16 protein-coding genes are annotated in these 20,446 nt (G+C 64.0%); 7 read left to right on the plus strand and 9 right to left on the minus strand.

Annotation, left to right across the window (positions count from 1 at the left end):
• Nucleotides 1-88: 88 nt before the first annotated feature.
• Both AC07SZ_RS24560 and pgi read right to left on the minus strand, forming a co-directional pair.
• Nucleotides 89-811 carry an HAD family hydrolase gene (locus tag AC07SZ_RS24560; protein ID WP_056570422.1) on the minus strand — a complete coding sequence of 241 codons (723 nt, stop codon included), beginning with the start codon at nt 809-811 and terminating at the stop codon, nt 89-91.
• 5 nt (nt 812-816) lie between these two features.
• Entirely contained in the window at nt 817-2,460 is a 1,644-nt protein-coding gene (gene pgi / locus AC07SZ_RS24565) for a glucose-6-phosphate isomerase (RefSeq protein ID WP_056569717.1), read from the minus strand.
• 300 nt (nt 2,461-2,760) lie between these two features.
• Here pgi and pdxR point away from each other — a divergent pair, with 300 nt between their 5' ends.
• Both pdxR and AC07SZ_RS24575 read left to right on the plus strand, forming a co-directional pair.
• Entirely contained in the window at nt 2,761-4,254 is a 1,494-nt protein-coding gene (gene pdxR, locus AC07SZ_RS24570) for a MocR-like pyridoxine biosynthesis transcription factor PdxR (RefSeq protein ID WP_056569714.1), read from the plus strand.
• Between the two features lie 189 nt (nt 4,255-4,443).
• Entirely contained in the window at nt 4,444-6,033 is a 1,590-nt protein-coding gene (locus tag AC07SZ_RS24575) for a trimethylamine methyltransferase family protein (RefSeq protein ID WP_056569711.1), read from the plus strand.
• Nucleotides 6,034-6,048: 15 nt separating this feature from the next.
• Here the strand turns inward: AC07SZ_RS24575 and AC07SZ_RS24580 are convergent, their stop codons facing one another.
• The 4 genes from AC07SZ_RS24580 to AC07SZ_RS24595 all read right to left on the minus strand — a co-directional run bounded on the left by AC07SZ_RS24580 (nt 6,049) and on the right by AC07SZ_RS24595 (nt 10,781).
• The gene (locus AC07SZ_RS24580) at nt 6,049-6,447 is read right to left on the minus strand and encodes a hypothetical protein (protein WP_081295039.1); all 399 of its coding nucleotides are present in this window, start codon (nt 6,445-6,447) and stop codon (nt 6,049-6,051) included.
• Nucleotides 6,448-6,512: 65 nt separating this feature from the next.
• Nucleotides 6,513-7,904 carry a chromate efflux transporter gene (chrA, locus tag AC07SZ_RS24585; RefSeq protein ID WP_494916234.1) on the minus strand — a complete coding sequence of 464 codons (1,392 nt, stop codon included), beginning with the start codon at nt 7,902-7,904 and terminating at the stop codon, nt 6,513-6,515.
• Nucleotides 7,901-8,719: a chromate resistance protein ChrB domain-containing protein gene (locus AC07SZ_RS24590; RefSeq protein ID WP_494916236.1), complete on the minus strand. Its 819-nt coding sequence runs from the start codon at nt 8,717-8,719 to the stop codon at nt 7,901-7,903. The genes chrA and AC07SZ_RS24590 overlap by 4 nt, the downstream gene beginning before the upstream one ends.
• A 256-nt stretch (nt 8,720-8,975) precedes the next feature.
• Nucleotides 8,976-10,781: an IlvD/Edd family dehydratase gene (locus tag AC07SZ_RS24595; RefSeq protein WP_056570418.1), complete on the minus strand. Its 1,806-nt coding sequence runs from the start codon at nt 10,779-10,781 to the stop codon at nt 8,976-8,978.
• A gap of 150 nt (nt 10,782-10,931) precedes the next feature.
• On the opposite strand from AC07SZ_RS24595, the gene AC07SZ_RS24600 reads away from it, so the two are divergent.
• Nucleotides 10,932-11,381, plus strand: coding sequence for an SRPBCC family protein (locus AC07SZ_RS24600; RefSeq protein WP_056569701.1), 450 nt, complete (start codon nt 10,932-10,934; stop codon nt 11,379-11,381).
• Between the two features lie 13 nt (nt 11,382-11,394).
• Here AC07SZ_RS24600 and AC07SZ_RS24605 read toward each other — a convergent pair whose 3' ends face one another.
• From AC07SZ_RS24605 to AC07SZ_RS24615, 3 genes are all read right to left on the minus strand, one after another.
• Nucleotides 11,395-12,561 carry an Mrp/NBP35 family ATP-binding protein gene (locus tag AC07SZ_RS24605; RefSeq protein ID WP_494916239.1) on the minus strand — a complete coding sequence of 389 codons (1,167 nt, stop codon included), beginning with the start codon at nt 12,559-12,561 and terminating at the stop codon, nt 11,395-11,397.
• Between the two features lie 75 nt (nt 12,562-12,636).
• Nucleotides 12,637-13,641 (minus strand): inorganic phosphate transporter, encoded by a 1,005-nt coding sequence (locus tag AC07SZ_RS24610; RefSeq protein ID WP_494916240.1) that lies wholly within the window; start codon nt 13,639-13,641, stop codon nt 12,637-12,639.
• 3 nt (nt 13,642-13,644) lie between these two features.
• Nucleotides 13,645-14,286: a DUF47 family protein gene (locus AC07SZ_RS24615; protein ID WP_494916241.1), complete on the minus strand. Its 642-nt coding sequence runs from the start codon at nt 14,284-14,286 to the stop codon at nt 13,645-13,647.
• A gap of 169 nt (nt 14,287-14,455) precedes the next feature.
• On the opposite strand from AC07SZ_RS24615, the gene AC07SZ_RS24620 reads away from it, so the two are divergent.
• The 4 genes from AC07SZ_RS24620 to fdhF all read left to right on the plus strand — a co-directional run bounded on the left by AC07SZ_RS24620 (nt 14,456) and on the right by fdhF (nt 20,446).
• Entirely contained in the window at nt 14,456-15,355 is a 900-nt protein-coding gene (locus AC07SZ_RS24620) for a LysR family transcriptional regulator (protein ID WP_172371030.1), read from the plus strand.
• Nucleotides 15,356-15,490: 135 nt separating this feature from the next.
• Nucleotides 15,491-15,970, plus strand: coding sequence for a formate dehydrogenase subunit gamma (locus AC07SZ_RS24625; RefSeq protein WP_056569689.1), 480 nt, complete (start codon nt 15,491-15,493; stop codon nt 15,968-15,970).
• Nucleotides 15,967-17,523: a formate dehydrogenase beta subunit gene (locus AC07SZ_RS24630; protein WP_494916242.1), complete on the plus strand. Its 1,557-nt coding sequence runs from the start codon at nt 15,967-15,969 to the stop codon at nt 17,521-17,523. Before AC07SZ_RS24625 ends, AC07SZ_RS24630 begins: the two co-directional genes overlap by 4 nt.
• A 10-nt stretch (nt 17,524-17,533) precedes the next feature.
• Nucleotides 17,534-20,446, plus strand: coding sequence for a formate dehydrogenase subunit alpha (gene fdhF / locus AC07SZ_RS24635; RefSeq protein WP_494916243.1), 2,913 nt, complete (start codon nt 17,534-17,536; stop codon nt 20,444-20,446).

Consider the following 20,446-nt stretch of genomic DNA (forward strand, 5'->3'; position numbering starts at 1 on the left):
CTCGTGCCGCGCACCTCGGGTCTTTGCTCCATGCATGTCGTTCTCCCAAAACCGGGGTCACTTGGGCGACATGCATCAGTGGAGGCGATCAAACCGTCTCCTTGACCCGCGTTGAAAGGAAATCCGGCAGGTCGGCAACCGAATCCAGGATGACGTCGGCGATCTCGGCCAGCGATTCGCGCGTACCGGTGCCGGAAAGCACGCCGACCGCCAGGCCACAACCGCCGGCACGCGCCATTTCGAGGTCGTGGCGGTTGTCGCCGACCATGGCGATCTGCGCCGGCTTCAACCCAGTGAGGTCGCAGAAGGCCTGGATGGTGTCCGGCGCGGGTTTGGGATTGGCGACCGCGTCGTAGCCATAGGCTGCGTCGAAGAGCTGCGCGACGCCGAGCGTGACCAAGGTCTTTTCCGCGCCGCTGGTCGAATCATTGGTGGCGACGCCAAGCCGGTAGGATGTTTTGTGCAGCACCGCCAAGGTGTCGACGACGCCCGGCAGGGCCACCGCCATCGCCGAGCCCTGCACCGAGGTGATCTCGTTGAAGCGGGCGACGGCCAGCATCTGGTCTTCGTTCGAAAGGCGCGGAAACCAAAGTTCGACGACGTCGAGATTGGTGCCGGAAGCAAATATGGAGTCGGGCTTGAAGCGCCGGTTGGCGAAATCGAAGCCGGCGGCCGCGAGCAGCCTGTCGGCCTTCCAGCGGTCGCCATCGGATGCGTCCATGGCCATGAAGTCGGCAACGCCGAGCCAGGTCGCGTTGAAGTCGACAAGTGTCCCGTCCTTGTCGAACAATATCCCCTTGATGTCTGCCAAGTCGTTCACTCCGAACCACGCAATTGGTGGATGCGTTCCACAAGGCCCCTTGTAGAGGCGTCGCGGTTTGCGGCGCTTTCCTTGCCTTCAACGACAGGCAGCAGGCCGGTCGCCAGTTCCTTGCCGAGCTCGACACCCCACTGGTCGAAGGAATTGATGTTGAACAGCGTGCCCTCGACGAAGACGCGGTGCTCGTAGAGCGCGATCAGCCGGCCGAAGGTGCGCGGGTCGAGCTTGCGATAGAGGATGGTCACCGACGGCCGGTTGCCGGAGAAGACGCGATGCGGTGCTATCTTGTCGACATCCGCCGGCTTCATGCCCTTGGCCAGCATCTGCGCGCGGGCTTCGTCCAGCGTGCGCCCCTTCATCAGGGCTTCCGACTGCGCCAGGCAGTTGGAGAGCAGCAGATCGTGTTGATGCCGCAGGTTCGGCTCATGGCCAACGGCCGCGGCGAGGAATTCGACCGGGATGAGGTCCGTGCCCTGGTGCAGCAACTGGAAGAAGGCGTGCTGGCCATTGGTGCCGGGTTCGCCCCAGACCAGCGGCCCGGTCGGCGTCGTAACGGGCGTGCCGTCGAGGGTGACACCCTTGCCGTTCGATTCCATGTCGAGCTGCTGCAGATAGGCAGGCAGCCTGGACAGGCGCTGGTCATAGGGGATGACCGCGCGCGCCGGATAGCCGCAGATGACCCGATGCCACCAGCCGACCAGCCCCAGAAGCGCCGGCAGGTTCCCGGCCAGCGGGGTGCTGCGGAAGTGCTCGTCCATCTCATGCGCGCCGTCGAGGAAGGCGCGGAAATTTCTTGGGCCGACGGCGATCATGACAGGCAGGCCGATCGCGCCCCAGACCGAATAGCGGCCGCCGACCCAGTCCCAGAAGCCGAAGACGCGATCCTGCTCGATGCCGAACTTGGCCACCAGGTCGAGCGCAGTCGAGACGGCGGCGAAATGCTTGCCGACCGCTTCCTTGCCGAGTGCCTTCTGTACCCAGTCGCGCGCCGTCTGCGCATTGGTCATCGTCTCGACCGTGGTGAAGGTCTTGGAGGCGATGATGAACAGCGTGGTCTCGGCGGACAGGCCCTTCAGCGTGTCGTGGATATGGGCGCCGTCGATGTTGGAGACATAGTGCGCGCGCGGTCCGTCATGATAGGGGGCGAGCGCCAGCGTCGCCATGGCCGGGCCGAGGTCGGAGCCACCAATGCCGATGTTGACGATATCGGTGATCTTCTTGCCGGTGGCGCCGGCTGCCTTGCCGGAGCGGATCGCGTCGGCAAAGGCACCCATCGCGTCGAGCACGGAAATGACATCCGCCTTGACGTCCTGGCCGTCGACCGTGACGCCCTTGCCGCTGAGGTTGCGCAGCGCCGTGTGCAGCACGGCGCGGTCTTCGGTGATGTTGATCCTCTTGCCGGCAAACATGGCGGCGCGGCGCCCCTCGAGATCGGCGGCGGCGGCCAGCTTTTCCAGCAGATCCATGGTGGTGGCGTCGACGGCGCATTTCGACCAGTCGAGCAAAAGGTCGCCATCGGTGGCGGAGAATGTCTTGAACCGCTGTGGATCGGCAGCGAAGGCCTGGCGCATGTCGGCTGGCGCCCCGGCGCGATGATCGCGCAAGGCGGCAAGCTGTTTCTGGAAGGCTGACTTATCCACTGGCGGGGACTCCTGGCGTTTTTCGACGCACTCTATCAGACCGGATGTTTCCGGCGCGTGTCGTCGCGACAAAACTATTGAGCCGAATTCCGTCCGGTCAATACGCGGCGATGACGCAGCGCGTCACGAAGTGATGGCATGGATTGTCACAGGAACGATACAGCGCCCGATTTCGGCTGGAAGGATCACTGGCATAAATCCCAAAGATCAGAAAAATTGATTGGCGCAACCCCTTGTGCCACCGTTACATTCGACTGGTCCAGCAAAGCGAAAAAAGCTGGCCATCGAGGAACATCTTCCATGCCACAGAGAAACGACACGGCGATATGGTCCGGCCTGTTCCGGATTTCGGCTGAATCCGGCCAGACCCTGCAGGCGCAGATCCGCCAAGCCATCGTGGCCGCCATCCTGGACCGACAGATCGCCGCTTCGATGCCGCTTCCCTCCTGCCGGATCCTGGCCGAGAAACTCGGCGTGGCGCGCGGAACCGTGGTTCTCGCCTTCCAGCAGCTCGTCGACCAGGGTTTCCTGGTGGCGCGCGAACGGCGCGGCCATTTCGTCAATCCAGACGTGCTGGCGACGCCGGCCAAGCCGCATCAGAAGGCGCCTGACCAGGCCAATGAGATCGACTGGAAGGCGCGCCGGCAGATCGCCGCCAGCGACATGCCGCCGCCGGCCAAGCACGAAAACTGGATCAAGTCGTCCTACCCCTTCGTCTATGGCCAGTTCGACCCGGCGCTGTTCCCGACCGCCGAATGGCGCGAGTGCAACCGCATGGCGCTGGCCGTGCTCGAGATCCGCAACTGGGCGTCCGACATGGTCGATCGTGACGATCCGCTCTTGATCGAGCAGATCCAGGCGCGGCTCCTGCCCCGGCGCGGCATCTTCGCCAATCCCGACGAGATCATCGTCACGCTGGGCGCCCAGAACGCGCTCTACATGCTGGCTTCGCTGTTGATGACCAAGGGCTCGAAGGTGGCAATGGAAGACCCGGGCTACCCCGACGCGCGCTCGATCTTCCGCCTTGCGGGCGCCGAGATCCAGCCTGTGCCGGTCGACCAGTCCGGCATCGTAACCTCTTCTATCCCCAATGATTCCGGCTTCGTGTTCGTCACGCCCAGCCATCATTGCCCGACCATGGTGCCGTTGTCGGCCGAGCGGCGGCAGGATCTGCTGGCACGTGCCAACCGTCACAACCAGATCATCATCGAGGACGGCTATGACAGCCAGCTACTCGACGAGGCGCCGCAGCAGGCATTGAAGAGCCTCGATCGCTCCGGCCGCGTCGTCTACGTCGGCTCGATGTCGAAAACGCTGGCTCCAGGCCTGCGGCTTGGCTACATCGTCGCGTCGGCTGGACTAATCGCGGAACTCAGGGCATTGCGCCGTTTCATGCTGCGCCATCCGCCGGCCAACAATCAGCGCGCCGTGGCGCTGTTCCTGTCGCTCGGCCATCACGAGGCCCTGGTGCGGCGTCTGTCGAGCGCCTTTGACGAGCGGCGCAAGCGTCTGGTCCATGCGATTTCCGCTTTCCTGCCGGAATGGCGTTCGACCGATTCGGCCGGCGGCACGTCGCTCTGGCTCGAGGGGCCGCGGGGCACCGATTCCCGTGGTTTGGCCGAGGCCGCCGCCTCACGCAGCGTCATCATCGAGCCGGGAGACCGCTTCTTCGACCGCACCGAAAAGCCTTCGCGTTTCATGCGGTTGGGCATTTCCTCGATCGCGCTGCAGCACATCGAGCCCGGCATCCGCGAGCTCGCCACCGCGGCCGGACGCAGGCCGGCGGCTGCCTGATCCATCCACCCGATGCTTGGACCGGAGCCCCAAAGGCGGCTCCGGTTCCTTTAGCTCTGGCACATGCACCCGAACAGGCTGGCCCATAGGCTGTGCCAAAGCCGGCGGCATAGTCGTGGCACAAAGGGGAAGAAGCAGCCGATGGTGGACCAACCGCCGCCCTGCTTCCGAGAAAGCTGGAGTGTCTCCATGTCAGTGGTTCTTGAAAAGCAGGAAGCGGCGGCGGATCAGCGCTCGCGCCGCTCCGGTGGACGCGAAGCGCGCCGCGCCATGCGGGCCGCGCCGCTCGCCGACGACATCAGGCCGGTGCGCGCCGGCCTCGAGGGCGGCAGCTACGGGCCCTTGCGTGGGAACGATCAGGAGCGCATCCACGAGGCCGTGCTGACGCTGCTGGAGACGGTCGGCTTCGCCAATGCCATCCCTTCCTGCATCGAGGCACTGACCAAGGTCGGCGCCACCCATGGCGATGATGGCCGCATCCGTTTTCCGCGCGCGCTGGTGCTCGACACCATCAAGAAGGCAGCGCGCAATTTCACCTTGCACGGCCAGGACCCGAAACACGACATGGTGATTCAGGGCAAGCGCGTGCACTACGGCACGGCGGGTGCCGCCGTGCATCTGGTCGATGTGGAGAAGCGTGAATATCGCGAATCGCTGCTGCAAGACATCTATGACGCGGCCCGCATCGTCGAGGGGCTCGACAACATCCATTTCTTCCAGCGGCCGATGGTGCCGCGCGACATTCCCGATCCGCTCGAAATGGACTTCAACACGCTCTATGCCTGCGTGATGGGCACGTCCAAGCATGTCGGCACCTCGTTCACGGTGCGCGAGAACGTGCAACCGGCGCTGGAGATGCTCTATGCCATCGCCGGCGGCGAGGAGAATTTCCGCGCCCGGCCTTTCGTTTCGAACTCCAACTGCTTCGTCGTGCCGCCGATGAAGTTCGCCGAGGACGCGTGCGGCGTGCTCGAGGCCTGTGTCGAGGGCGGCATCCCGATCCTGCTTTTGTCGGCTGGCCAGGCCGGTGCGACCGCCCCGGCGGCGATTGCCGGCGCGGTCGTGCAGGCGGTGGCCGAAGTGCTGGCCGGTCTGGTTTATGTCAACGCCATCAAGCCGGGACACCCGGCGATCTTCGGCACCTGGCCGTTCGTGTCGGATCTGAGGACCGGCGCCATGTCGGGCGGCTCGGCCGAGCAGGCGGTGCTGACCGCTGCCTGCGCGCAGATGGCGCAGTTCTACGATTTGCCCGGCGGCTCGGCCGCCGGCATGACGGATTCGAAACTGCCCGACATCCAGTCCGGCTATGAAAAAGGCATCACCGACGTGATGGCCGGCCTTGCCGGGCTCAACCTGGTCTACGAATCGGCCGGCATGCATGCCTCGCTGCTCGGCTTCTGCCTGGAAAGCCTGATCATCGACAATGACATGCTCGGACATTGCCTGCGTTGCGTCCGCGGCATTGAGGTGACCGATGAGGCGCTGTCGATCGACACCATCGCCGAAGTCTGCCTGAAGGGACCGGGCCATTATCTCGGCAACGAGCAGACGCTTCGGCTGATGCAAACCGAGTATTTCTATCCGGCTGTCGGCGACCGGTTTTCGCCGAAGGAATGGAACGAAAAGGGCCGGCCCGACATATTGCAGCGCGCGATCATCGAGAAGAAGCGCGTCCTTGCCGAACGCTTCCCGCGCCATGTGCCGAAGCTGCTCGACGACAGGCTGCGCGCGCGCTTCGGCGACATGATCAAGCTGCCGCGCGCCAATATGGGCGGCTGAGCCTCGTCAAAGCAGTCAGTCGGCGCCCAGGCCGTAGCGTTCAACGACTTCGGCGTTGATCAGCTTGGCGTGCAGCGTCATCAACACGATCCGGGCGTCGAAACTGTCGCCGGCCTCGACCGCGTCCTCGATACGGCGCTCCACGTCCTGCCGCTGCTGCAAGCCGTGGGAGCGCTCGAACGTCTCCGGTCCGGCAACGCAGTAGCTGAACAGTCGCGCCACATCCGGGTAGGCCTGTGGCGGCGGCTCGTCGGACCAGCGATCCTTCATCAGATTGACGAGGGTGAGTTTCACCCCCTCCGGCACAAGCGCGGGATGAAGGTCGGCGTCACGCAATGCCGCATCAAGCTGCCTCAGATCGCCCGATCGTCCGAACATGCCAAGGAAACCGAGGGAAGAGCGTCGCTGCGCCATGATGTTCCAATCCGTTTCCAACCACTTAAATGGTCGGCGAGCGGAATACAAAGGCAGGCGAGCCTCTATCCCCTCGCCGCCAGCAGCAAGACACCGGCAAGGGCCGATCCGGCGAGCGTCGGCAGCACGCCGATCTTCAGCCTCAGGATGGCGATCATCGCGGCGCAGGAAAGCAGCGCCGCCCGCCAGTCGATCGACGAAAGCACCGGGACATTCATGCCGAGACCCATCGCGTGCACCTCGCGGAAAACGACGTGCAAGGCAAACCAAAGTGCGAGGTTCATGACGACGCCGACAACAGCGGCTGTGATCGCCCCCAACGCGGCCGACAACATCCTGTTGCCGCGCAAGGCCTCGATGTAGGGCGCGCCAAGGAATATCCAGAAGAAACACGGCGTGAACGTCACCCACAAGGTCAGCAGCGCGCCAAGCGATCCGCCAAGCAACGGGTTCAGTGACCCGGCGTGACGGAACGCGGCGATGAAGCCGACAAACTGCAACACCAGGATGAGTGGACCAGGCGTGGTCTCGGCAAGCCCGAGACCATCGACCATCTCACCGGGCGCGAGCCAGCCGAAGGACTGGACAGCCGCCTGCGCGACATAGGCAAGCACCGCATAGGCGCCACCGAAGGTGACGACCGCCATCAGACTGAAGAACCGGCCTATCTCCGTCCACACGCTGGCGAAGCCGGTGAACCACCAGATAACAAGAACCGGTCCGAGCCAGATCGGCAGCCAGATCGCGACAGTGCGCGGCGCATGCCATCTGGTCGGTTCGACATGAGTCAGTTCGCCGCGCTCGAACATCAGGTCGACGGCTCCCTTGATGTCGGCAACGTCGCCCTTGCCGTGCGCGGCGCCGGAAAACAGGCCGGGAACAACGCGGTCTCCCAGCCATCCTGTCAGGCCCGCGAGCAGGATGATGAGCGGAAACGGCACATTTAACGCATAGATGGCGAAGAAGGCGGCAACCGCGATCGACACCATGGCTGGGTTTTTCAGCGCACGCCGTCCGATGCGGATCACCGCCTCGATGACGATAGCAAGCACCGCCGCCTTCACCCCGAGGAACAGTGCCGCGACGAGCGGCATGTCGCCATAGAGCACGTAGAGACTGCTCAAGACGAGCATGACGAGCGCGCCCGGCACGACGAACAGGACGCCGGCGACAAGGCCACCGATCGTCCTGTGCAGCAGCCAGCCGATATAGATGGCGAGTTGCTGGGCTTCCGGGCCGGGCAGCAGCATGCAGTAATTCAGTGCATGCAGGAAACGCTGTTCACCGATCCAGCGTCGTTCCTCGACCAGTTCCTTGTGCATCAGCGCGATCTGCCCTGCCGGCCCACCGAAGCTGAGCAGTCCGATTTTCGCCCAGACCTTCACGGCTTCGGCAAAGGTCGGCACCGCCGGCGCTTCGACGTTCCCCGACCTGTGTGCAGGCATAACGGCGCTCATGACGGTTTACCCGCGCTGGGCCAATTGTGCGTTTCCTCGGTGGCATCACGGCACCAGCGGAAGAACGCATCGTAGAGCAGCATGCCTGCCTCCAGTTGCTCCAGATCGTCGCGAAACATTCGCGACAGGCCAAGCGAGGCAGCCAGAAAGCCGGCGGCCTGGGGCACCAGATCGAGACTTGCGGTGTCGGCCGCGCGTACAATCACGGCAAGGCGATCGAGTGCGGTGGATTCCAGCCCGAATTCCTCGATCATCGTATCGAAGGTGCAGCGTTCGCCACGATGGCTCCAGAACACGTTGTCGATGTCGAAAGGCTCGGCCTGAAAGCGGTCGGCCACGGCAGGCACTTCGGCCGCCTCGACGAACAGGAAGACAGCGCGAGGATCGACGAAACGCCGGATCAGCCACGGACAGGCGATGCGGTCGACCTTGGGGCGCGCGCGGGTCACCCAGACCGTGCGGCCCTTTACATCGCGCGGCGGCAATCTGTCGGTGCGGACCAGAAGCGCGTCCGCATCGCGCCAGGCTTCGAAGCCACCTTCGAGGGTTTCGGCGGGAATCCCCTCGTGGCGCAGCCATGCGGCTACACCTTGCGAGAGTTTCCGGCCTTTCTGGCAGACCACCACGACGGGCTTGCCGGCGAAATCGGGCGCCCAGGTCGAAACGGTTTTGAAATCGCGACGGACCGAGGCCGGCAGCAGGCGCGGATCGGCGTCGAAATCCTCATCAATACGGACGTCGATGATTGCAGGCGCGCCCGGCAGGCCGACCAGCCGGGAGAGTTGCGATACGGTGATAGCGGTTGTTGACGGCATGGCGTCCACCTCCTGACAGAGAAGCCTGGACGCGAACGTTGGGCTGACGCCTCACGGGGTCGTCGCGATGCACCCCTTGTTATGATCGTGGATTTGTTGGGCACGCTTGTCAAGGATCGTGACCGGTCTCGAACCACGGTCAGGACGCACAATGCCAAATGGAAGAACGGCTGGCGGCCTGATTGATCAAGCTGCCAGCCGTCGATCCGATGTCAGTGATTGTCCCCGGAGCAATCAATGATTGTCCCCGGTGTAATCAATGATTGTCCCTGGGAACGCCGCTGGTATGGGCGACGTCCAGGTATTTCACGGCCGGCTTCAGCACCATCCCTTCGGAGAACTGGTCGACCATGCCGCGCTGGATCTCCTGCCACGGCGTCTGGTGCTTGGGGTAGTGGTAGCCGCCATCGCTCTCCAGCTCGGCGCGCCGCCTGGCAAGCTCTTCATCGCTGATCAGCATGTTGGCGGTGGCCTTGCGCAAGTCGATGCGCACGCGGTCGCCGGTCTTGAGCAGCGCCAGTCCGCCGCCGATCGCGGCTTCCGGCGAGGCGTTGAGGATCGATGGCGAGCCCGACGTGCCCGACTGGCGGCCGTCGCCGATGCAGGCCAGCGAGTGGATGCCCTTCTTGATGAGATAGGCCGGCGGCTGCATGTTGACGACCTCGGCGCCGCCGGGATAGCCGACCGGACCGGCGCCGCGCATGAACAGGATGGTGTGCTCGTCGATGCCTTGCGCCGGATCGTCGATGCGGGCGTGGTAGTCCTCCGGACCGTCGAAGACCATGGCATTGCCTTCGAAGGCTTCCGGGTCGTTCGGGTTGGACAGATAGCGCTCGCGGAATTCCGGCGAGATGCCGCTCATCTTCATGATCGCGGAATCGAACAGATTGCCCTTGAAATTGATGAAGCCGGCATTGGTCTTGAGCGGTTTGTCGACACTGTGGATGACGTCGGCGTTTTCGTTTGCGACACCCTTGCAATTGTCGCCGATCGATTTGCCGTTGACGGTCATGGCTTCAGGATAGGGCAGCAGCCCGGCCTTCATCAGTTCGGCAACCACGGCCGGCACGCCGCCGGCATGATGATAGTCCTCGCCCAGATATTCGCCGGACGGCTGCAGATTGACGATGAGCGGCACTTTGAGGCCGACCTTCTGCCAGTCGTCATTGTCGAGCGGCACGCCGAGATGGCGGGCGATGGCATTGAGATGGATCGGTGCGTTGGTGGAGCCGCCGATCGCCGAATTGACGACGATGGCGTTCTCGAAGGCCTTGCGCGTCATGATGTCTGATGGCTTCAGATCCTCATGCACCATGTCGACGATGCGCTTTCCCGTCTCGTAGGCGATCTGGCCGCGCTCACGGTATGGCGCGGGGATGGCGGCCGAGCCCGGCAGCTGCATGCCGAGCGCCTCGGCCAGGGAATTCATCGTGGTGGCGGTGCCCATGGTGTTGCAATAGCCGGTGGAGGGCGCCGAGGAGGCGACGATGTCCATGAACTCGTCATAATTGATCTCGCCGGCCGACAGGCGCTGGCGCGATTCCCAGACGATGGTGCCGGACCCCGTGCGCTTGCCCTTGTGCCAGCCGTTGAGCATCGGGCCGACCGACAGCGCGATGGCGGGAATGTTGACGGTGGCCGCCGCCATGAGCAGCGCCGGCGTGGTCTTGTCGCAGCCGATGGTGAGCACGACACCATCGAGCGGATAGCCGTAGAGCACCTCGACCAGGCTGAGATAAGCAAGGTTGCGGTCAAGGGCCGCGGTCGGGCGCTTGCCGGTCTCCTGGATCGGATGGCAGGGGAACTCGAAAGGGATGCCGCCCATCGAGACGATGCCTTCGCGCACGCGCTTGGCGAGCTCGATATGGTGCCGGTTGCAAGGCGACAGATCAGAGCCGGTCTGGGCAATGCCGATCAGCGGCTTGCCCGACATCAGTTCGGCGCGGGTCAGCCCGTAGTTCAGGTAACGCTCCAGATAGAGCGCCGTCATTCCCGGATTATCGGGATTGTCGAACCACTCCTGCGAGCGAAATTTCTTCTTTCCTGTGGGGGCGCCAGCCATCATGGTCTCCGTATTTGTATGACAAATCGATATGACAACGCGCGGATGCAGGCAAGGGGCACGCGCGATCTGAATCCGGACTTTGGTGCGATAGACATGTATCGGGCCGCGCGCTAGGACCAATCGACATCAATTGCACGGGAGGTCTTGATGGCTTTGGTGATCGAAGGCGAGGAACGCATCGCGGCGCCCGTCCAGAAAGTATGGGAAGCTCTGAACGATCCGGCGGTGCTCAAGGAGAGCATTCCCGGTTGCCAGAGCCTGGAGAAGACGTCGGACACCGAGATGGCGGCGACGGTCGTGCTGAAGATCGGACCGATCAAGGCGACCTTCAATGGCGAGGTGACGCTGAAGAACCTCAAGCCACCGCATTCCTACACGATCCAGGGCGAAGGCAAGGGCGGCATCGCCGGTTTCGCCAAGGGCGGCGCCGACGTGACGCTGACGGCGGATGGGCCGAACGCCACGGTGCTCAGATATGCCGCCAAGGCCGAAGTCGGCGGCAAGATCGCCCAGCTCGGCAGCCGGCTGATCGAGTCGACGTCGAAAAAACTGGCCGGGCAGTTCTTTTCGACATTTGGCGAGAAGGTCGGCGGCTGACCCTCCCGGGAGGTCACTCGAAGACGATGCTCGGCACCGCCGCTTCGGCCCCGCCGCGTTCTTCATTGACCCTGTCCCAGACCTTGGCGGCGATGTCGCGATAGGTTTTCGCCGCGGCGCCGTCGGGCTTCGAGACGACCACCGGCGTCCCGGCATCCGAGCTTTCGCGGATGCCCATTTCCAGCGGCACTTCGCCGAGGAAGGTGACGCCGAGGCGTTCGGCTTCGCGGCGCGCGCCGCCATGGCCGAAAATGTCGTAGCGCTTGCCGGTGTCCGGCGCGATGAAATAGCTCATGTTCTCGACGATGCCGAGCAGCGGCACGTCGACCTTCTTGAACATGTTCAGCCCCTTGCGGGCATCGATGAGGGCCAGGTCCTGCGGCGTCGAGACGATGACGGCGCCGGCCAGCGGCACCTGCTGCGCCATGGTCAATTGCGCATCGCCGGTGCCGGGCGGCATGTCGACCACAAGCACGTCGAGCCGGCCCCATTCAACCTCGCGCAGCATCTGTGTGAGTGCCGACATCACCATCGGCCCGCGCCAGATCATCGGCGTTTCCTCATCGACGAGGAAGCCCATCGACATCACCTTGAGGCCGTAATTCTCCATCGGCTTGAGGATCTTGCCGTCAACCGTCTGCGGCCGGCCATGGATGTCGAGCAGCTTGGGCATGGACGGCCCATAGATGTCGGCGTCAAGCACGCCGACCCGCAAGCCATTGGCGGCAAGACCAAGCGCCAGGTTGACGGCGGTGGTCGATTTGCCGACCCCGCCCTTGCCGGAAGCAACCGCTATGATCGCCTCGATGCCGGGCACGCCGCGCTTGCCCTGGCTGTGCGAAGCGGGGGCATGCGGAGCGGAACGTGGTGCGGCGGGCGGAGCCGGCCTGGGCGCGGGACGCGTCGGAACAGGCGCCTCCATGCCGCCGCCCTTCTTTTCCGCCGTCAACGCGACAACGGCGCCGGCAACACCTGGAATTGCCTTGACGACACGTTCGGCGGCGGCGCGCAGCGGCTCCATCTCCTGCGCCCTTGCGGCGGGAACGGTGATCGAGAAGAACACTTTCGAATCGGCGATGAAAATCTCGGAAACCATGCCGAGGTCGACGATGTTGCCGGTGAAATCCGGCCCATTGACCGTCTTCAGACGCTCGGTGACGATTTCCTTGGTGACGGACATAATTTTATCCTGGCGTTGGGCTGCCGCTCAGATAGTGCAGATTGAAGCCGACTCCAAGCGCCACGATGCCTGCGGTCAACCCGCCAGGTTGATGGCGAGATAGGTAAGAGCCGAAATCGCCGCCGTCGCCGGCAAGGTAATGATCCAGGCGATGACGATGTTGCCGGCGATGCCCCAGCGCACCGCCGAGACCCGGCGGGCAGCACCGACGCCGATGATGGCACCGGTGATCGTGTGCGTGGTCGACACGGGAACGCCGAGCCAGGTGGCGGCGAACAGCGTGATGGCGCCGCCGGTTTCAGCGCAGAAGCCCTGCATCGGATTGAGCCGGGTGATCTTCGAACCCATCGTGTGGACGATCCGCCAGCCGCCGAACAGCGTGCCGAGCGCCAGGGCCGACTGGCAGGTGAGGACGACCCAGAGCGGCACGTAGAATTTCTCGCCGAGCATGCCTTGCGAATAGAGCAGCACGGCGATGATGCCCATGGTCTTCTGCGCATCGTTGCCGCCATGCCCGAGCGAATAGAGCGAGGCGGAAAAGAACTGCAGGACGCGAAAGGTGCTGTCGACGGCGAACGGCGTCTGGCGCACGAACAGCCACGAAACCACCAGGATCAGGACAAGCGCCAGGACAAAACCGGTCGCCGGCGAGAGCACGATCGCGGCGACCGTCTTGCCGAGTCCCGACCAGACGATGGCACCGATGCCCGCCTTGGCAACCCCGGCGCCGACCAGCCCGCCGATCAGCGCGTGCGAGCTGCTCGAAGGGATGCCGGCAATCCAGGTGACGATGTTCCAGACAATGGCGCCGACGAGAGCCGAGAAGATCACCGCCGGCGTGACGATGCTGACATCGACGATGCCTTTCCCCACGGTCTCGGCGACATGCAGGCCGAAGAACATGAAGGCGATGAAATTGAAGAAGGCTGCCCACAGCACCGCATATTGCGGCCTGAGTACGCGCGTGGAGACGATTGTGGCGATGGAATTGGCCGCATCGTGCAGGCCGTTGAGAAAATCGAAGAACAGCGCGACGGCGACAAGGCCGGCCAGCAGGGGGAAGGCGATCGCGACGTCCATCGCCTAGACGTTCTCTATCACGATGCCGCTGATCTCGTTGGCGACGTCCTCGAAGCGATCGACCACCTTCTCCAGCTGACCATAGATTTCCGAGCCGATCAGGTAGGCCATCGCGTCACCGCGGCCGTGGCGCCTGAACAGATCCTTGAGGCCCTGCTCATGCAAGTCGTCGGCCCGGCCCTCGGCGCGCATGACTTCCTCGGCGAGAACGTTCAGGCGGGCGCTGTTGGCGCCGACCTTGGCGAGCAGCGGGATCGCCTCCGCGACCAGTCGCGCTGCGTCGACGATGACGGCGCCCATTTCCTGCATCAGCGGATCGAACTCCCGCTTCTCGAACAGCCTTACCGTCTTGACGGTCTTGTGCATCATGTCGATGGCATCATCCATCGACTGGATCAGATCCTTGATGTCGCCGCGATCGAAAGGGGTGATGAAGGAGCGTCGCACGGCGAGCAGGACTTCCGCGGTGACGTGATCGGCCTCGTCCTCGAGATCGACGATCTTCTGGCACCAGCGATCGATGTCCTTGCCCTGGAGAAGCTGCTGCAGCGCCTCCGCGCCGCCGACCACCGTGCGGGAATGCCGCTCGAACAGGTCGAAGAAACGATCTTCGCGTGGCAGCAGCTTGCGAAACCAGCCCAGCATGTCAGTCTCCCATCGCGCCCGGCCCACGGCCGTTTCATTGACATAACGCCGCGCGAAGCCGCGGGAAACAGTAAGCCGGCTGAAAGATGTGGATGCGAAACGATTGCGCATACCGCTTGCGGCAAAGGACGATTTCCCCGAGCCTGTGCGCGACGACCGGAAAGATAGCATGATCGACAAACTCGAATTCTTCATCGCGCTGGCCAAGGAAGAGCATTTCGGCCGGGCGGCGGAAGCATGCGGCGTGACCCAGCCGACCCTGTCGGCCGGCATCAAACAGCTGGAGGGGCAGCTCGGCGTCATGCTGGTCAACCGCGGGTCGCGTTTCCAGGGGCTGACGCCGGAGGGCAAGCAGGTGCTGGTCTGGGCGCGCCGCATCGTCGGCGATTCGAGGACCATGCGCGAGGAGATGCGGGCGGCGCGGCACGGCCTTTCCGGCCGCATCCGCATCGCCGCCATTCCGACCGCGCTCGCCATGGTGGCGCGGCTGACGACGCCGTTTCGCGAAAAGCACCCGGGCGTCACCTTCTCGGTGCTGTCGCGCACTTCGATCGAGGTGCTGTCGTTGCTCGGCAATTTCGACATCGATGCCGGCATTACCTATCTCGACAACGAGCCGCTTGGGCGGGTGACCAGCGTACCGCTCTACGACGAGCGCTATCAATTGATCACAGCCATAGGCAACCCTTATTCGGATCGCGACAAAGTGTCATGGGCCGAGATCAGTCAGCTGCCGCTGTGCCTCCTCACGCCTGACATGCAGAACCGCCGCCTCATCGACCAGCATCTGGCCGAGGCCGGCGTGCAGGTGCGGCCGACGCTCGAATCCAATTCGATGATTGTGCTGTTCTCGCATATCCGCACCGGCAAATGGTCGTCGATCATGCCGCTCAACCTCGCGGAAACATTCGGCTTTTCGGAGCCGATCCGGGCCATTCCGATCGTCGAGCCGGATGCCAGCCATACGGTCGGCCTGGTGGCCGCGCCGCGCGAACCGCACACGCCGCTGGTGCAGGCGCTGCTGGACGAGGCAATGGCGCTGGCAGACGATTTCCGCACCCATCGCTAGTTTAGACACGGTGAGCTGACCGTCATTGATAGAAGATTTCTATCGAGCAACGGATCAGCTTTATTGATTTCGCGGGTTTCCTCTGTTTTTGTAACGACTTAGCGCTCGAGCGCTACCGACCAGGGAGGGCGCTGCTTGACGATGCAGCCTGCAAGTACCGAGATCGTATCGCGCACGGCCGCGATTATCCACGAGCTGAAAGGCCTCGAAGGCCCGCTGCTGCCGATCCTCCATGGCATCCAGGAAGAATTCGGGCATGTGCCGCAGGACGCCGTGCCCGTCATCGCCGATGAACTGAACTTGTCCAGGGCCGAGGTGCATGGCGTCGTGACCTTTTATCATGACTTCCGTGCGCGGCCGGCCGGTCGGCACGTGCTCAAGCTGTGCCAGGCGGAAGCCTGCCAGTCGATGGGTTCGGATGCGGTGGCCGCCAGGGTCAAGCAGCTGCTCGGCATCGATTTCCATGAGACGACCCGCGATGGATCGGTCACGCTTGAGCCGGTCTATTGCCTCGGGCTTTGCGCCTGTTCGCCGTCGGCGATGCTGGACGGCGAGGTGATCGGGCGGCTCGATGACGACAAGATCGACGAGATCGTTGCCGAGGTGCGCTCATGATCCCCCGCATCTACATTCCCGGCGATTCCGGCGCGCTGGCGCTCGGCGCGGAAAAGGTCGCCAACGCCATTCGCGCTGAACTCGCCGAACGCGGCATCGAGGCCAAGATCGTGCGCAACGGGTCGCGCGGCGCCTATTTCCTCGAGCCCATGGTCGAGGTGGCGACCGCCAACGGCCGTGTCGCCTACGGACCGGTCAAGACGTCGGACGTCAAGAGCCTGTTCGATAGCGGCTTCCTCACCGGCGGCCATCACAAGCGCTGGCTGGGCGCGCCGGACAAGATTCCCTTCCTGGCCAAGCAGACCAGGCTGACCTTTGCGCGCTGCGGTATCAACGACCCGTTGTCGCTCGACGCCTACAAGTCGCTCGGCGGGCTGAAAGGCCTGCAGAACGCGGTGGCCATGGCGCCCGCCGATGTCGTCAAGCAGGTTACCGAGTCGGGCCTGCGCGGCCGTGGCGGCGCGGGTTTCCCGACAGGCATCAAATGGAAGACGGTGCTGGATACGGCGGGAGACCAAAAATACATCGTCTGCAACGCCGATGAAGGCGACAGCGCCACCTTCGCCGACCGCATGATCATGGAGGGCGATCCCTTCGTGCTGATCGAAGGCATGACGATCGCCGGTGTCGCGACCGGCGTCACCAAGGGTTTCGTCTATATCCGCTCGGAATATCCGCATGCGGTGGCGACGATGAACAAGGCCGTCGAGATCGCCCGCAAGGCAGGCGTGCTCGGCGTCAACGTGATGGGTTCACCCAACGCCTTCGACATGGAAATCCGTGTTGGTGCCGGCGCCTATGTCTGCGGCGAGGAAACATCGCTGCTCAACAGCCTCGAAGGCAAGCGCGGCGTCGTGCGCGCCAAGCCGCCGCTGCCGGCGATCCAGGGTCTGTTCGGCAAGCCGACGGTGATCAACAATGTCATCTCGCTGGCTTCAGTCCCTATCATCATGGACAAGGGGGCGGCGTTCTACAAGGATTTCGGCATGGGCCGCTCGCGCGGCACGATCCCGATCCAGATCGCCGGCAACGTCAAGCATGGCGGCCTGTTCGAGACGGCCTTCGGCCTGACGCTGGGCGAGATCGTCGACGATATCGGCGGCGGCACCGCCACTGGCCGGCCGGTGAAGGCCGTGCAGGTCGGCGGCCCGCTCGGCGCCTATTTCCCGCGCTCGCTGTTCGACACCGCCTTCGACTACGAAGCCTTTGCCGCCAAGGACGGGCTGATCGGACATGCCGGCATCACCGTGTTCGACGATACGGCCGACATGCTGAAGCAGGCGCGCTTCGCCATGGAGTTCTGCGCCATCGAAAGCTGCGGCAAGTGCACGCCCTGCCGCATCGGCTCGACGCGTGGGGTGGAGACCATCGACCGGCTCGCCGCCGGCATCGAGCCGGAAAAGAACCTCGCTCTGGTCACCGATCTCTGCAACACGATGAAGTTCGGATCGCTCTGCGCGCTGGGTGGTTTCACGCCCTACCCGGTGATGAGCTCGATCACCCATTTCCCCGAGGATTTCAAGCCCGCGCCTGCGCGCGTGGCTGCTGAATAGGAGCTGGCAGATGAACATCAAGGCCGACTTCCCGATACTCATCGAAGAACTCGACTACGGGACCCCGGAATCGAAGGCGCAAAAGCAGGTCACGCTGGTCGTGGACGGCCGCAGCATCAGCGTGCCGGAAGGCACCTCGATCATGCGGGCGGCGATGGAAGGCGGGGTTGAGATCCCGAAGCTCTGCGCCACCGACATGCTGGACTCGTTCGGCTCGTGCCGTGTCTGCCTGGTCGAGATCGAAGGACGCGGCGGCACGCCGGCGTCCTGCACGACGCCGGTCGGCGAAGGCATGGTGGTGCGCACACAATCCGACCGGCTCGACGCCATCCGTCGCGGCGTCATGGAACTCTACGTCTCCGACCATCCGACCGGCTGGAACGAGAAGGCCGGAACCGGCGCCAGCGAGTTCGACGCGGTGGCGAAGTCGGTCGGCCTGACAGAGAACCGCTACGGCATCGAGGGCCGCAACCACGTCAAGCAGGAAGATGGCGTGGCACCCGGCCATGGTTCGCTGGCGGTCGACTATATCGCCCGCGACGAATCCAACCCCTATTTCACCTATGATCCGGCACAGTGCATCGTCTGCTCGCGCTGCGTGCGCGCCTGCGAGGAGGTGCAAGGCACCTTCGCCCTGACGATCGAGGGCCGCGGTTTCGAGTCGCGCATGGTTGCCGGCATGCATGAGGACTTCATCGCCTCCGAATGCGTGTCCTGCGGTGCCTGCGTGCAGGCCTGCCCGACGGATGCGCTGCGTGAGAAGACCGTGCTCGAGAAGGGCATGCCCGAGCGCTCCGCCGTCACCACCTGCGCCTATTGCGGCGTCGGCTGCTCGTTCAAGGCCGAGGTGAAGGGCGACGAAGTCATCCGCATGATGCCGTACAAGGATGGCAAGGCGAACCATGGCCATTCCTGCGTGAAGGGCCGTTTCGCCTATGGCTACGCCACCCACAAGGACCGCATCCTGTCGCCGATGATCCGGGAAAAGGTCAGCGATCCCTGGCGTGAAGTGAGCTGGGAAGAGGCAATCGCCCATACGGCCAAGGAATTCCGCCGGATCCAGTACCAGTATGGACGCACCGCGATCGGCGGTATCACCTCGTCGCGCTGCACGAACGAAGAGACCTATCTCGTGCAGAAGATGGTCCGGCAGGGCTTCCGCAACAACAATGTCGACACCTGCGCACGCGTCTGCCATTCGCCGACCGGCTATGGGCTCGGCCAGACCTATGGCACCTCGGCCGGCACGCAGGATTTCGATTCCGTCGAGTTCACCGACGTCGCCGTCATCATCGGCGCCAATCCGGCTTCCGCCCATCCGGTCTTCGCCTCGCGGCTGAAGAAGCGCCTGCGCCAGGGCGCCAAGCTGATCGTGCTCGATCCGCGCCGCACCGAAATGGTGAAATCGGCACATGTCGAAGCGGATTATCATCTGCCGCTGAAGCCCGGCACCAATGTCGCGGTGCTGACGGCGCTGGCCCATGTCATCGTCACCGAGGGCCTTTTCAACGAAGCCTTCATCCGCGAACGCTGCGACTGGACGGAGTTCCAGGACTGGGCGTCGTTCGTCGCCTTGCCGGAAAACAGCCCCGAAACCGTCGGCAAGCTTTCCGGCGTCGATCCCGAGCTGATCCGTGGCGCTGCCCGGCTCTACGCCAAGGGCGGCAATGGCGCGATCTATTACGGCCTCGGCGTCACCGAGCACAGCCAGGGCTCGACCACCGTCATGGCGATCGCCAACCTTGCGATGGCGACAGGCAATATTGGCCGCCCAGGCGTCGGCGTGAACCCGCTGCGCGGCCAGAACAACGTGCAGGGTTCGTGCGACATGGGGTCCTTCCCGCATGAACTGCCGGGCTATCGCCACATCTCCGGGGAAGCCGTGCGCGACATCTATGAAAGCCTGTGGGGCGTGAAGCTCGACGACGAACCTGGCCTGCGCATCCCCAACATGCTGGATGCCGCCGTCGACGGCTCGTTCAAGGGCATCTACATCCAGGGCGAGGACATCCTGCAGTCCGATCCCGACACCAAGCATGTCGCCGCCGGCCTTGCGGCGATGGAATGCGTGGTCGTGCACGACCTGTTCCTGAACGAGACGGCGAACTACGCGCACGTCTTCCTGCCGGGTTCGACCTTCCTGGAGAAGGACGGAACCTTCACCAATGCCGAGCGCCGCATCAACATGGTGCGCAAGGTCCTGGAGCCGAAGGCACGCTACGCCGACTGGGAAGCAACGCAGGAGCTCGCCCGCGCGATCGGACTCGACTGGAACTACCAGCACCCCTCCGAGATCATGGACGAGATCGCCAAGACGACGCCAAGCTTCGCCGGCGTCTCCTTCGAGTTGCTCGACCGTGTCGGGTCGGTGCAATGGCCCTGCAACGAGAAGGCTCCGCTCGGCACGCCGATCATGCATGTCGATGGTTTCGTGCGCGGCAAGGGCAAGTTCATCCGCACCGAATATGTGGCGACGGACGAGAGAACCGGGCCACGCTTCCCGCTGCTTTTGACCACCGGCCGCATCCTCAGCCAGTACAATGTCGGCGCGCAGACGCGGCGTACCGACAACGTCATGTGGCACTCGGAAGACCGGCTGGAGATCCATCCGCACGATGCCGAGAACCGCGGCCTGCGCGATGGCGACTGGGTGCGGCTGACCAGCCGTTCCGGCGAAACGACGCTGCGCGCGCTGATTACCGACCGGGTGTCGCCGGGCGTGGTCTACACGACGTTCCACCATCCCGACACGCAGGCCAACGTCATCACCACCGACTTCTCCGACTGGGCGACCAACTGTCCCGAATACAAGGTCACCGCCGTGCAGGTCGGTGCCTCCAACGGGCCGTCGGAATGGCAACGCGAGTACGATGAACAGGCAAAAAACAGCCGCCGCATCGCCTCGCTGCAAGCGGCGGAGTAA

The sequence above is a fragment of the Mesorhizobium sp. GW821-FHT07A06 genome (assembly GCF_059419085.1).